9 protein-coding genes and 1 tRNA gene are annotated in these 13,719 nt (G+C 63.6%); 3 read left to right on the forward strand and 7 right to left on the reverse strand.

The features are described 5' to 3' along the window. Positions 1-42 precede the first annotated feature (42 nt). The 5 genes from lon to ACNJYB_RS22070 all read right to left on the reverse strand — a co-directional run bounded on the left by lon (position 43) and on the right by ACNJYB_RS22070 (position 7,156). Complete coding sequence (lon, locus tag ACNJYB_RS22050) at positions 43-2,466, reverse strand: endopeptidase La (protein ID WP_439368449.1); 2,424 nt, start codon at positions 2,464-2,466, stop codon at positions 43-45. 322 nt (positions 2,467-2,788) lie between these two features. Next, a complete protein-coding gene (gene clpX / locus ACNJYB_RS22055) occupies positions 2,789-4,060 on the reverse strand; it encodes an ATP-dependent Clp protease ATP-binding subunit ClpX (RefSeq protein ID WP_211402163.1) in 1,272 nt (423 codons plus the stop codon). Between the two features lie 453 nt (positions 4,061-4,513). Next, positions 4,514-5,149 (reverse strand): ATP-dependent Clp protease proteolytic subunit, encoded by a 636-nt coding sequence (locus tag ACNJYB_RS22060; RefSeq protein ID WP_439368450.1) that lies wholly within the window; start codon positions 5,147-5,149, stop codon positions 4,514-4,516. A 389-nt stretch (positions 5,150-5,538) separates the two neighbouring features. Then, positions 5,539-6,900, reverse strand: coding sequence for a trigger factor (gene tig / locus ACNJYB_RS22065; RefSeq protein ID WP_439368451.1), 1,362 nt, complete (start codon positions 6,898-6,900; stop codon positions 5,539-5,541). Between the two features lie 171 nt (positions 6,901-7,071). Further along, positions 7,072-7,156, reverse strand: a tRNA-Leu gene (locus tag ACNJYB_RS22070). 154 nt (positions 7,157-7,310) lie between these two features. Between ACNJYB_RS22070 and ACNJYB_RS22075 the strand changes: the two genes are divergently transcribed. Continuing rightward, on the forward strand, positions 7,311-8,615 hold the full coding sequence (locus ACNJYB_RS22075) for a multicopper oxidase domain-containing protein (protein ID WP_439368452.1): 1,305 nt from the start codon (positions 7,311-7,313) through the stop codon (positions 8,613-8,615). A gap of 4 nt (positions 8,616-8,619) precedes the next feature. On the opposite strand, the gene ACNJYB_RS22080 is transcribed toward ACNJYB_RS22075, so the two are convergent. Next, a complete protein-coding gene (locus tag ACNJYB_RS22080; RefSeq protein ID WP_439368453.1) occupies positions 8,620-10,119 on the reverse strand; it encodes an NAD(P)H-hydrate dehydratase in 1,500 nt (499 codons plus the stop codon). A 380-nt stretch (positions 10,120-10,499) separates the two neighbouring features. Here ACNJYB_RS22080 and ACNJYB_RS22085 point away from each other — a divergent pair, with 380 nt between their 5' ends. Then, positions 10,500-10,838: a P-II family nitrogen regulator gene (locus tag ACNJYB_RS22085; RefSeq protein ID WP_007603495.1), complete on the forward strand. Its 339-nt coding sequence runs from the start codon at positions 10,500-10,502 to the stop codon at positions 10,836-10,838. A gap of 153 nt (positions 10,839-10,991) precedes the next feature. Then, positions 10,992-12,401 (forward strand): type I glutamate--ammonia ligase, encoded by a 1,410-nt coding sequence (gene glnA / locus ACNJYB_RS22090; protein WP_014494828.1) that lies wholly within the window; start codon positions 10,992-10,994, stop codon positions 12,399-12,401. Between the two features lie 142 nt (positions 12,402-12,543). Here the strand turns inward: glnA and ACNJYB_RS22095 are convergent, their stop codons facing one another. Further along, positions 12,544-13,632: an asparaginase gene (locus ACNJYB_RS22095; protein ID WP_439368454.1), complete on the reverse strand. Its 1,089-nt coding sequence runs from the start codon at positions 13,630-13,632 to the stop codon at positions 12,544-12,546. Positions 13,633-13,719 lie beyond the last annotated feature (87 nt).

Genomic DNA, 13,719 nt, shown 5'->3' on the forward strand with positions numbered 1-13,719 from the left:
AACGGCGCCCGAAGGCGCCGTTTTATCATCTTTTGCTCGAGATCAGTGAGCGGTCAGGCCGCCGGCGGCTTCATCGCCGTCCGGCTTCACCGTCACCTTGGTGTCTTCTTCCCAGACGATCGGCACCGGCTTCTTGACCAAGGCCTTGGCGACGACATCATCGAGACGGGAGACCGGGATGATCTCCATGCCGCCCTTGATCGCATCGGAAATCTCCGTGAGATCCTTGGCGTTGTCCTCGGGGATGAGCACCGTCTTGATGCCGCCGCGGGCTGCGGCCAGCAGCTTCTCCTTGAGGCCGCCGATCGGCAGCACGCGGCCGCGCAGCGTGATCTCGCCGGTCATCGCGACATCGTGGCGAACCGGGATGCCGGTCATGACCGAGATGATCGCGGTGGCCATGGCCACGCCCGCCGACGGACCATCCTTCGGCGTCGCGCCTTCAGGCACGTGCACGTGGATGTCGCGCCGGTCGAACAGCGGCGGCTCGACGCCGTAGTTGATCGCGCGGGAGCGGACGTAGGACGCCGCCGCTGAGATCGACTCCTTCATGACGTCGCGCAGGTTGCCGGTGACCGTCATCTTGCCCTTGCCGGGCATCATGACGCCTTCGATTGTCAGCAGCTCGCCGCCGACATCGGTCCAGGCAAGGCCGGTGACGATGCCGACCTGCGGCTCGCTCTCGATCTCGCCGAAGCGGTACTTCGGAACGCCGAGTAGCTCTTCCAGAGTCTTCTCGGTGACCTTGACCGACTTCTTCTTGGAGATCATCAGCTCCTTCACCGCCTTGCGGGCGAGTGTGGAGAGCTCACGCTCCAGGTTGCGCACTCCCGCTTCGCGGGTGTAGCGGCGGATCAGAAGCAGCAGCGCGTCGTCGTCGATCGAAAACTCCTTGGAGTCCAGGCCGTGCTTGGACACCGCGTTCGGGATCAGGTGCTTGCGCGCGATCTCGACCTTCTCGTTCTCGGTGTAGCCCGCGATCCGGATGATCTCCATGCGGTCCATCAGGGGACCTGGAATATTCAGCGTATTCGCGGTCGTGATGAACATCACGTTGGACAGATCGTAGTCGACCTCGAGATAGTGGTCGTTGAAGGTCCCGTTCTGCTCGGGGTCGAGAACCTCAAGCAAGGCCGAGGACGGATCGCCGCGGAAATCGGCGCCCATCTTGTCGATCTCGTCGAGCAGGAACAGCGGATTGGACGACTTCGCCTTCCGCATCGACTGGATGATCTTGCCGGGCATCGAGCCGATATAGGTGCGGCGGTGACCGCGGATCTCGGCCTCGTCGCGCACGCCGCCGAGCGAGACGCGCACGAACTCACGTCCGGTCGCCTTCGCGATCGACTTGCCGAGCGAGGTCTTGCCGACGCCGGGAGGCCCGACGAGGCACAGGATCGGTCCGGTCAGCTTGTTGGCGCGCGACTGCACCGCGAGATACTCGACGATGCGTTCCTTGACCTTCTCGAGCCCGTAGTGATCGGAGTCCAGGATGGCCTGCGCGGCCTCAAGGTCTTTCTTCACCTTGGACTTCTTGTTCCACGGGATCGACAGCAGCCAATCCAGATAGTTGCGCACGACCGTCGCTTCCGCGGACATCGGCGACATCTGGCGCAGCTTCTTCAATTCGTGCTGCGCCTTCTCGCGCGCTTCCTTGGAGAGCTTCGTCTTGGCGATCTTCTCTTCGAGATCGGCGAGCTCATCGCGACCGTCGTCGTCGCCGAGCTCCTTCTGGATCGCCTTCATCTGCTCGTTGAGATAGTACTCGCGCTGGGTCTTCTCCATCTGGCGCTTGACGCGCGAGCGGATGCGCTTCTCGACCTGCAGCACCGAGATCTCGCTCTCCATCAGGCCCAGCACCTTCTCGAGGCGCGTGGTGACGGACAGCGTCTCCAGGATGCCCTGGCGATCCGCGATCTTGACCGCGAGATGCGAGGCGACGGTGTCGGCGAGCTTGGCGAAATCGGTGATCGCCTGCACGACGCCGACGACCTCGGCCGAGATCTTCTTGTTGAGCTTCACATAGCTCTCGAAGTCGGACACAACCGAGCGCGCCAGCGCTTCCGCCTCGACCGATTTCGCATCGGTATCGGCGAGCGCCACGGCGGTGGCTTCATAGTAATCGGCGCGATCGGTATACTTCTGCACGCGCGCACGCTCGAGCCCCTCGACCAGCACCTTCACGGTGCCATCGGGAAGCTTCAGGAGCTGGAGCACGCTGGCGAGCGTACCGGTCTCGTAAATGGCATCCGGCGCCGGATCATCGTCGGACGCGTTCTTCTGCGTCGCGAGCATGATCAGCGCGTCGTTCTTCATCACCTCTTCAAGCGCGCGGATCGACTTCTCGCGGCCGACGAAGAGCGGAACAATCATGTGCGGGAAGACGACGATGTCGCGCAGCGGCAGCACGGGATAAGCGTGCGCTTCGCCGTGGGCGATGGTTGGCCGGGGTTTTGGATTAGTCATGGCCTTTTCCTTTTGCTTTGCCCCCTTGCACGCAGCCCGCCATGCTCATGCGCAACCGCCACAAGGTGCCGAGGTGATCCACAAAACCGGTCAGTCCTCTTGCAAAGTTGGACCGGCTCGCCGGATCGGAACAGAGGCGAATCCTGAAGAGAAATTCTCGCCCGCCGACATTAGGTGGCTATCGACCCGGGGGGTGTCAAGTCATTGAAATACGCGCGTCATCAGGCGCTTACGCACACAACAAGCGACGCAACACCGGCTGCGGAGATACACGTCCGCAGCTCAACTCGATGAGACGATTGGAGCGTTCCAGCGCCGGAAATCAGGCGCTGGCATTCTCGACGGCGCGATCCGTCCGATCGGCGTAGATATAGAGCGGACGCGCCGTGCCTTCCACGACTTCGCGGGAAATCACGACTTCTTCCACACCTTCCAGGCCCGGCAGGTCGAACATGGTCTCGAGCAGAATTGCCTCGAGGATCGAACGCAGCCCGCGCGCGCCGGTCTTGCGCTCGATCGCCTTGCGGGCGACCGCGCCAAGCGCCTCGTCGGCGAAGGTCAGCTCGATGTTCTCCATCTCGAACAGCCGCTGGTATTGCTTCACCAGCGCGTTCTTCGGCTCGGTCAGGATCTTCTTCAGCGAGGTCTCGTCCAGGTCCTCGAGCGTCGCCACGACCGGCAGACGGCCGACGAACTCGGGGATGAGGCCGTACTTCAGGAGATCCTCAGGTTCGACGTGACGGAAGATCTCGCCGGTGCGGCGATCTTCCGGCGCGAGCACCTGGGCGCCGAAGCCGATCGAGGTCGACCGGCCGCGCGCCGAGATGATCTTCTCGAGGCCTGCGAAGGCACCGCCGCAGATGAACAGGATGTTGGTGGTATCCACCTGCAGGAACTCCTGCTGCGGATGCTTGCGGCCGCCCTGCGGCGGGACCGAAGCCACTGTGCCTTCCATGATCTTGAGCAAGGCCTGCTGCACGCCCTCACCCGACACGTCGCGCGTGATCGAGGGATTGTCGGACTTGCGGCTGATCTTGTCGATTTCGTCGATGTAGACGATGCCGCGCTGGGCGCGCTCGACATTGTAGTCGGCGGCCTGGAGCAGCTTCAGGATGATGTTCTCGACGTCCTCGCCGACATAGCCGGCCTCGGTCAGCGTCGTCGCATCCGCCATCGTGAACGGCACGTCCAGGATGCGGGCGAGCGTCTGCGCGAGCAGCGTCTTGCCCGAGCCGGTCGGACCGATCAGCAGAATGTTCGACTTCGCGAGTTCGACGTCGTTGTGCTTGGTCTGGTGATTGAGGCGCTTGTAGTGGTTGTGCACCGCGACCGACAGGACCTTCTTCGCATGGCTCTGGCCGATGACGTAGTCGTCCAGCACCTTGCAGATTTCCTTCGGCGTCGGAATGCCGTCGCGCGACTTCACCAGCGAGGATTTGTTCTCCTCACGGATGATGTCCATGCAGAGCTCAACGCACTCGTCGCAGATGAAGACCGTGGGACCCGCGATCAGTTTGCGGACTTCGTGCTGGCTCTTGCCGCAGAACGAGCAATACAGCGTGTTCTTGGAGTCGCTCGTGCCGACCTTACTCATTCATGTCTCCGTCCGCGGTTCGATCCCGTTCCGCTCGATCGCTCCAGTCCGACACGATGGCCGGGATGAAGTTCAAATAGAGCAAATTCCGTACCAAAAAAGACCTACGCGTTACTACATACCGTGCGAATCACGGTCACTCGATTCTCCCGCGATCATAGCCGATCAGTCGTAGCCAACCATGCTGTCACCCGACTATCAAGAATTCGCTAATCGGGGGTCGCGCGCTACCCGTGACAATACCGTGATTTGCGGTCTTGGCACGGGAGAAGTGACCGAAATCACCTCTAGCGTTGCTGGATTACCACGAAAAAACAAGCACGAAAGCGGAACTTTCTGCCTGCCGCAGGGCGCAAAACGACGTTTTGCATTGCGTTCACGCGCCCCTGGCGTGAACGCCGCCCCGATGGGACGCCCGCGATCCCGGGGATCGCTGTGGGCGGTCCGGTAGTGCTAAGGGGCCTTCGCCTGCGCCGGCTCCTCGGCGCGCTTGTCGATGACCTTGTCGACCAGGCCGAACTCCTTGGCGTCGTTGGCGGTCAGGAACTTGTCGCGTTCCAACGCATCCTCGATCGTCTTGTAGGTCTGGCCGGTGTGCTTCACGTAGATCTCGTTGAGCCGCTTCTTCAGGTTCAGGATTTCCTGAGCGTGCAGCATGATGTCGGTAGCCTGGCCCTGGAAGCCGCCGGAAGGCTGATGCACCATGATGCGCGCGTTCGGCAGCGAGAAGCGCATGTCCTTCTCGCCGGCGGCGAGCAGCAGCGAGCCCATCGAGGCGGCCTGGCCAGTGCAGAGCGTCGAGACCGGCGGGCGGATGAACTGCATGGTGTCGTAGATCGCAAGGCCCGACGTCACCACGCCGCCCGGCGAGTTGATGTACATCGAGATTTCCTTCTTCGGATTTTCCGCCTCGAGGAACAACAGCTGCGCGACGATCAGCGTCGACATGCCGTCCTCCACCGGACCGGTCACGAAGATGATGCGCTCCTTCAACAGGCGCGAGAAAATGTCGTAGGCGCGCTCGCCACGGTTCGTCTGCTCGACCACCATGGGCACGAGGTTCATGTAGGTTTCAACCGGATCGCGCATGAGTCACCTAGGGTTTTAGAGGCGGACATCGCCAGTCTTGGCTGCCAGTTGGGCTGGATGTGCCGGAAGGCCGATGGACGTCCCGTGATGCAGGAAGTTGGTAGAAGTAGAACGCGTAGGTACAGGGTGTACCGACAGATATAGCCCAATTCGCGCCTGACAAGTGCGGAGCGCATTAAGGCTTAATCCGCCGGGCAGTTGAAGCTGATTCGTAGCAAGAGGCCCAGCCGACCATCTGGCTAGCTGGGCCTCTTCGCTGATGATCCTTAACAGGAGACTGTCCTGGAGGCCCACCCCGACGGAAGCGGAACGGGACTCCAGATTCCAGTTTCGACGCGTTTCCTCTACGCGAACCGTTACCCACTTCGCTCGAAAACGCTCCAGAGCCTTCAGGCGGCCGTCTTTTCCGCCTCGTCGTCCTTGTAGAGATCCTCACGCGAGACCTTCTTCTCGGTCACGTTGGCAAGTTCGAGGATGAAGTCGACGACCTTGTCCTCGTAGATCGGTGCACGAAGCTGGGCCAGCGCCTGGGCGTTGCTGCGGTAGTAGTCCCAGACCTCCTTCTCGCGGCCGGGCATCTGCCGGGCGCGCTCGACCACGGCGCGGCCGACCTCCTCATCGGTCACCGTGATCTTGTTCTTCTCGCCGATCTCGGAGAGCACGAGACCGAGCCGCACGCGGCGATCGGCGATCTTGCGGTACTCCTCCTTCGCCTTGTCCTCCGTGGTGTCCTCGTCCGCAAAGGTCTTGCCGGCGGAGTCCATCTCGGCCTTGACCGAGTTCCACATCAGATTGAACTCCTCGTCGACCAGCGAGGGCGGCGCCTCGAAGCGATGCGCTTCGTCGAGACGATCGAGCAGCGCGCGCTTGACGCGCTGGCGCGTCGCGGTGGCGAACTCGGCAACCAGACGCTCGCGCGCGGCTTCCTTCAGCTTGTCCAGCGATTCCAGGCCGAGCGTCTTAGCGAACTCGTCGTCGATGGCAACGTCCTGCGGCGCCTCGATCAGCGTCGCGGTGGTCTCGAACTCGGCCGGCTGGCCGGCGAGCTTCTCGCTCATGTAGTTCTTCGGGAACGACACCTTCAGCGTGCGCGTCTCGTTGGCGCCGATGCCGATGAGCTGCTCCTCGAAACCCGGGATGAAGGTGTTGGAGCCGATCACGACCTGGATGCCCTCACCCGCACCGCCCTCGAAGGCTTCGCCGTTGATGGTGCCCTTGAAGTTGATGGTAACGCGATCGCCGGAGGCTGCCTTCTCGCCCTCGCCCTTGGCGGCATAACCGCGGTTGCTGTCCGCGATACGCTTGATCGCCTCGTCGACGTCGGCCTCGGTCACTTCAGCAACGGGCTTTTCGACCTGGAAGGTCTTGAAGTCGGCGAGCGCGATCGACGGCACCACCTCGATCGCGACCGTGTAGGTCAGATCGGTCTTGCCGGTCAGCAGCTCCTCGACCGCGGCCTGCTCGGTCGGCATCGTGATCTTCGGCTCGGTCGCGAGACGGAAGCCGCGCTCGGAGAACAGCTGCGTGTTGGTGTCGCGGATGGTCTGGTCGATGGTCTCGGCCATCACCGAGCGGCCATAGACCTTCTTCAGGTGGGTGACCGGCACCTTGCCGGGACGGAAGCCGTTGATGCGGACCTTGTCCTTGAGATCGACGAGCTTGGCGCCGGCCTTGGCGTCGAGATCAGACGCGGGAACGCTGATCTTGAACTCGTGCTTCAAACCTTCCGAGAGGGTCTCTGTGACCTGCATGGCGTCCAATCTTCTTTTCGTTCGGCCCCGGCGCACATGCGTCGGGACGCTATCATTGATCGATCCGGCGCGAGGCAAACCCCTCAACGCCGGTGGTTCATCAGGCCGCTTCGGCGGACAACCATCCGCGAGGAGCAGGCCCTCGTAATCCGTGCAAACGCGATAAGCGCTTGGTGCGGGCGGAGGGACTCGAACCCCCACAACTTTCGTCACTGGAACCTAAATCCAGCGCGTCTACCAGTTCCGCCACGCCCGCGTGAATTTGCATCAAGACCGGCCGCGATGCCGCGGGCGGCCGGGCTTATAACATGTGCCTGATCGTTCGCAGCAAAAAAATGGCCCGATGGAGGCAAGCTTCAAGTAGGCACGATGGCTGGACTTATCCAGCGCGGCGTGGTCCGGATCACCCCATGAAACCGCCGATTTTTGACCCGACGAGGCGCGAGGTTTTGGCCGGGCTTGGAGCTTCCGCGGCGGGCTTGATCGCGGGCGGAGCAACCCCGCCCGTGACCGCCCAGATCGCCCTCCAGGCAAGGTCGGGGACCCTGCCCCTTAAGCCGGGTCAGCCAGCTACACCAATCTGGGAGCTGGCCGCCGTGAGCCATCTCAGGGACGTCCGTCTGAAGCGCGGCGATCGATGCGAGGTTGTCTTCCGCAACGACCTGCCTGTGCCACTTGCACCAGTCTGGTACGGCCTCAATGCCCCTGCTGCGACCGACCCGCTCCGGGGACGCGCGCCTGCCGCACCAAACGCGGTTGAAACATCTATTATTTCAATACCTAACGCAGGAACCCTGGTGGCCGACTTCCGGCTCTTCGAGGACGGCCTGAAGCAGCCGGCGCGCCCGCTTCCGATCATCGCGGCGGAGACCAGCCCGGTTGCCGTCGATCGCGACCAGATCCTCTTGATCGAGGAATGGCGGCTGCGGCAGGATGGCACCGCGGTCCCGCCGGGCCAGGATCCCAAGGACACGACGCCGCTCTATACGATCAACGGGCAGACTTCATTCGAACTCTCAGCCGCGGCCAATGAGCGGCTGCGGCTGCGCTTTATCAACAGCTCCCAACGTACTGTTCTGGCGATCAAATTGGAAAGCCATGAGGTCCGCGTGATGGCCCTTGGCGGGCAGCCCGCCGAGCCGTTCCCGGCCCGCAACGGCGCCCTGGTGCTTGCCCCGGGCGGACGGGCCGACGCGTTTGTCGATGCGGCCGCATCGGCCGCATTCCTGCTGCATGACGGCAAGGAGGCGCGCCAGGTCGGCAGCCTCAAGGTATCAGGCCAATCGGAGCGGCGCGCGCCGCTGTTGCCGCCGCAGCCACTCCCGTCGAACGACCTGCCCGAGAAGCTCGATCTGAAGGGCGCCCTGCGGTTCGATGTCGCTCCGGGCGCCCCCGATGCCGGCTGGGCCCGGCCGGCGAACTTCTCCACGGCCTCTGCCCCGGCCTTTCGCGTCAAGCCCGGCCGCACCGTCGTGCTGGCCCTGGAGAGCCCCGCCCCCAACACGACAGTCTTCCATCTGCACGGCCACCATTTCCGCCTGCTCGACAAGCTCGACGACGGCTGGAAGCCCTACTGGCTCGACACGCTCGCGATCGAGCCCGGCCAGACCCAGCGCATCGCGTTCGCAGCAACCTCGCCCGGACGATGGCTCATCGAATCCGTCGTCACCGACTGGGCCGCGCCGCGCCTGGTGCGCTGGTATGGGGTGGAGTGAGCGCTCAGTATTCTATGCCGAGCGCATCATAGATCCGCCGGTGCACGGCCGGCAGTGTCTCGGTGAGATCCTCCGCGATCAGCCCCGGCCCCGCTTCGCTTGCCGCCTCGCCATGCATCCAGACGCCGATGCTGGCGGCTTCGAAGGCCGGCACACCCTGCGCCAAGAGCCCGGCGATGATGCCGGAGAGCACGTCGCCGGCACCGGCGGTGGCCAGCCATGGCGGCGCGTTGGCGGCGATGGTGGCGCGGCCATCGGGCGCGGCGATGGTGGTATCCGGTCCCTTCAGCAGCACCACCGCGCCGGAGCGCTCGGCGGCCGCGCGGACGCGCTCGAGCTTGGAGCGGCCCGGATGCTTGTTGCTGAGATCGGAGAACAGGCGCGGAAACTCGCCCTCATGCGGCGTCAGCACCACCGCACTGTCGTGCGAGGACTTGATCGATCCAAACAGGCGTTCGGGGCTTGCGGCAAAGCTCGTCAGTGCATCGGCGTCCAGCACCAGGTGGCGCTGCGCGGTGAGCGCGGTGTGGACCATGTCGCAGGTGCGCTCGCCGATGCCGGCGCCGGGGCCGATGATGCAGGTGTTGTAGCGCTTGTCGCCAAGTAGTTCGCCGAACTCGACCACGGTATCGACGGGACGTACCATCACCGCGGTGAGCGCGGCGGCATTGATCGCGAGCGCATCGCGTGGGCTCGCGAGCGTCACCAGCCCCGCGCCGGCCCGTAGCGCGCCGCGCGCGGCGAGGCGCGCCGCGCCGGTCGCCGCTGCGTCGCCCGACACCACGAGCACGTGGCCTCGCGCATATTTGTGGCCGTCGATGCGCGGCACCGGGAACGCCGCGCCCCAGAAATCCGGATCGTTCTCGAAAATCTGCGACCCGATCTCGTCCAGAAGCTGCGCGTCGATACCGATGTCGGCAACCCGCACCCGGCCGCAATGCATCCGCCCCGGCAGCAGCAGGTGCGCCGGCTTCTTGCGGAAGAAGGTGACGGTCTCGGTGGCATTGACCGCAACGCCCAGGACGGCGGCGCTGGTGCCGTTGATGCCGCTCGGCAGGTCGACCGCGAGCACCGGCGCGCCGTTGGCATTGATCGCCTCGATCATCTCCCGCGCCTCGCCCTCGACGGGACGGCTGAGGCCCGCGCCGAACAGCGCATCGATGATCAGCGCAGGCCTTCCGATCGCCTGCGGATTGAACGGCAACACCGGATGCTTCCAGCCGCGCGCGGCCGAGGCCGCATCGCCCTGGAGCTGGTCGCGCTCGCACATCAGAATCACCGAGACCTCGCGGCCTTGCGCGGCGAGCTCGGCGGCTGCGACAAAACCGTCACCGCCATTGTTGCCGGGACCGGCCACGATCAGGATCGGCCCCTCCTCCACCAGCGCATTGGCGGCCTCCGCGACCGCCTGGCCCGCGCTCAGCATCAGCTTGAAGCCGGGCGTCCCGGCCGCGATCGCGAGCTGGTCGGCGCGCTGCATTTCGGCGTTGGTCAGAACTTCCATGCCACTTCCCTGTACAAACGCCTCTTCAACAGGCATCTTTTGTGCCGATCCGTCCGCGGCGACGCCAATCTGCACAGATACTGAACTGTTTGCCTATTTCGTAGTCTTCGGTATTTTGGCCCGGCGGCACCAGCTATCAGAGATGCTCGTTAAAAGGCTGATAACGCTCCAATAATCAGGGGATCGCAACTTGGCATAGACCCTGCTTTCAAGGAAGCCGCTTCGGTTCGTCGTGCTCACTGGCATTTTTCAGGGTGTGGCCGGCCGTTGTTGCCGGACAGGTCAGGGATCCCGGCATAGCGAAGACAACACCGTGCGTTAAGAAAAGCGCATCCTGACGAAGACGTTGCTATTTGATCGAAAGGCCGGGGAGGCGCGCAGTGAAGAAAATCGAAGCCATCATCAAGCCGTTCAAGCTCGACGAGGTGAAGGAAGCGCTTCAGGAAGTCGGCCTTCAGGGCATCACAGTCACCGAAGCCAAGGGCTTCGGTCGGCAGAAGGGTCACGCCGAGCTTTACCGCGGCGCAGAATACATTGTCGACTTCCTGCCCAAGGTGAAGATCGAGATCGTGATCGGCGACGATCTGGTCGAGCGCGCCATCGACGCGATCCGCCGCGCCGCGCAAACCGGACGCATCGGCGACGGCAAGATCTTCGTCTCCAACATCGAAGAGGCGATCCGCATCCGGACCGGCGAATCCGGGCTGGACGCTATCTGAGCCGGGTGCTATCCCGAATTTTGCGACACTCTGACAAGAAATAAGGCTGCTTCGGCGGCCTGATTTCGTTTGTGCGGTCGCGCGCGAACTCGCCAAAAGCGAGAACAATCTTGCTCACCTGGAAACCGACCCGCAGAGCCAAAAGGGGTATGCATGAAGACCGCCAAAGACGTCCTGAAATCGATCAAGGACAACGACGTCAAATACGTCGACCTGCGCTTCACCGATCCGCGCGGCAAGTGGCAGCACGTCACGTTCGACGTCAGCATGATCGATGAGGACATTTTCGCCGAAGGGACGATGTTCGACGGCTCCTCGATCGCCGGCTGGAAGGCGATCAACGAGTCGGACATGTGCCTGATGCCCGATCCGGTGACCGCGACGATCGATCCGTTCTTCGCCGAGACCACGATGGTCATCACCTGCGACGTGCTCGAGCCGACCACCGGCGAGCCCTACAACCGCGACCCCCGCGGCATCGCCAAGAAGGCCGAAGCCATGGTGAAGTCGATGGGCGTTGGCGACAGCGTGTTCGTCGGCCCCGAGGCCGAGTTCTTCGTGTTCGACGACGTGCGCTTCTCCTCCTCCCCCTACAACACCGGTTTCCGCCTCGACTCCTCGGAGCTGCCCACCAACACCGACACGGAATATGAGGGCGGCAATCTCGGCCACCGCATCCGCACCAAGGCCGGCTACTTCCCCGTCCCGCCGCAGGACTCGGTCCAGGACATGCGCTCCGAGATGCTCGGCGCCATGGCCAAGATGGGCGTCAAGGTCGAGAAGCATCACCACGAGGTCGCTTCCGCCCAGCACGAGCTCGGCATGAAGTTCGACACGCTGACGCTGATGGCCGACCACCTGCAGATCTACAAATACTGCATCCACCAGGTCGCGCATATCTACGGCAAGACCGCCACCTTCATGCCGAAGCCGGTCTACGGCGACAACGGCTCGGGCATGCACGTGCACCAGTCGATCTGGAAGGACGGCAAGCCGGTGTTCGCCGGCAACAAGTATGCCGACCTGTCGGAGACCTGCCTGCACTACATCGGCGGCATCATCAAGCATGCCAAGGCGATCAACGCCTTCACCAACCCGTCGACCAACTCCTACAAGCGTCTGGTCCCGGGCTACGAGGCCCCGGTCCTCCTCGCCTACTCCGCGCGCAACCGCTCGGCCTCCTGCCGCATCCCCTACACCGCTTCGCCGAAGGCCAAGCGTGTCGAGGTGCGCTTCCCCGATCCGCTTGCCAATCCCTATCTCGGTTTCGCCGCGATGCTGATGGCGGGCCTCGACGGCATCAAGAACAAGATCGATCCGGGTCCGGCGATGGACAAGGATCTCTACGACCTGCCGAAGGAAGAGCTGAAGCAGATCCCGACCGTCTGCGGCTCGCTCCGCGAGGCGCTGGAAAACCTGGACAAGGACCGCGGCTTCCTCAAGAACGGCGGCGTGTTCGACGACGACTTCATCGACGCCTACATCGAGCTGAAGATGACCGAAGTCGAGCGCTTCGAAATGACTCCGCATCCGGTCGAGTTCGACATGTACTATTCGGGTTGAGCGGCCCGAACTCTCTGCAACAAGCAAAAGGCGCCTCGCGAGGGGCGCCTTTTCGTTCGGGGAGGCGTAGGGTGGCTGAGCATTGCAGATGTGCGAAGCGCGTTTGCATTGCTAGCCCACCCAACGAGATGCGAGCCGGCCGCTACCACGTAGCCGTAAAGGCCTTCTGCAGCTCGGCCGGGGCCGTCACGCCGCTCGCGATCAGCAACTGGGTGAGCACCCGCGCCTTCTGCGGATTGAGATCCTCGGACACGACGAACCCGTTCTTGTCGTCGTCGACCTCGACGTTTCGCGTGACGAAGCCGGAGCGAACGCGGGTGGAACGGACGACGATGATGCCCTTCTTCGCGGCCGCTTCGAGCGCATCGAGTGCCGACTTCGACGTGTTACCGTCGCCGACGCCGGCCAGCACGATGCCCTTGGCGCCGTGCGAGATGGCGTCCTCGATCGGAACGGCGTCCATGTTGGCGTGCGAATAGACGATCTCTACGCGCGGCAATTGCTCGCCCGCGGGGAGCTGATAGGTCGCACGCTTGAAGCCGGGAGCCTGCGCCATGAAACGGATGCCGCCGGCGCTGTCGACATAGCCGATCGGGCCGTCATTGGGGGAGCTGAAGGTCTCGATGCTCGTGGTGTTGGTCTTCGTCACCGACCGCGCGCCCTGAATCTTGTCGTTCAGCACGGCCATGACGCCGCGGCCGCGCGAGCGCGGATCGGCGGCCACCTGCACCGCCTCGTAGAGATTGCCGGGGCCGTCGGCGCTGACCGCGGTGGCCGGCCGCATCGAGCCGACGATCACCACCGGCTTGTCGCCGCGCACCAGGTTGTCGAGAAAGAACGCGGTTTCCTCCAGCGTATCCGTGCCATGGGTGATGATGACGCCGTCGGCTTCGTTCTTGTCGAAGGCATCCTGGATGCGGCGGGCCAGCGCGAACCAGACCTTGTCGTTCATGTCCTGGGACCCGATCGACGAAATCTGCTCGGCGTTCAGCTTTGCCAGCTTGTCGAGGCCCGGTACCGACTGCATCAGCTGCTCGCCGGTGATCTGGCCGGATTTGTAGGCGCCGGTCGCCCGCGAATCGGCCTGGCCGGCGATGGTGCCTCCGGTCGCGAGCACGAGAATACGCGGCAGGCTGCCGGCCGCAGCGTCCTTGCCCGGCTCTGCCGCCCGCGCGACTGCGCCGAGGCCGCCGGACCAGAGCGCAAGGGACAGCAGTGGAATGGCGAGCATGGATGTTCGAATTTGGCGACAGCTGGCTGGGCTGGCGGTAGGCTTCGTCATCGAATTGTCCTCGCGTTAAAGTAGGGATCGACATTC

This window comes from Bradyrhizobium sp. SMVTL-02 (assembly GCF_051853005.1).
GTDB lineage: Bacteria > Pseudomonadota > Alphaproteobacteria > Rhizobiales > Xanthobacteraceae > Bradyrhizobium.

Excerpts from the sequence above, each read along its gene's own strand:
- lon (WP_439368449.1), bottom strand. The coding sequence starts at position 2,466 with ATGACTAATCCAAAACCCCGGCCAACCATCGCCCACGGCGAAGCGCAC.
- clpX (WP_211402163.1), bottom strand. The coding sequence starts at position 4,060 with ATGAGTAAGGTCGGCACGAGCGACTCCAAGAACACGCTGTATTGCTCG.
- ACNJYB_RS22060 (WP_439368450.1), bottom strand. The coding sequence starts at position 5,149 with ATGCGCGATCCGGTTGAAACCTACATGAACCTCGTGCCCATGGTGGTC.
- tig (WP_439368451.1), bottom strand. The coding sequence starts at position 6,900 with ATGCAGGTCACAGAGACCCTCTCGGAAGGTTTGAAGCACGAGTTCAAG.
- ACNJYB_RS22075 (WP_439368452.1), top strand. The coding sequence starts at position 7,311 with ATGAAACCGCCGATTTTTGACCCGACGAGGCGCGAGGTTTTGGCCGGG.
- ACNJYB_RS22080 (WP_439368453.1), bottom strand. The coding sequence starts at position 10,119 with ATGGAAGTTCTGACCAACGCCGAAATGCAGCGCGCCGACCAGCTCGCG.
- glnA (WP_014494828.1), top strand. The coding sequence starts at position 10,992 with ATGAAGACCGCCAAAGACGTCCTGAAATCGATCAAGGACAACGACGTC.
- ACNJYB_RS22095 (WP_439368454.1), bottom strand. The coding sequence starts at position 13,632 with ATGCTCGCCATTCCACTGCTGTCCCTTGCGCTCTGGTCCGGCGGCCTC.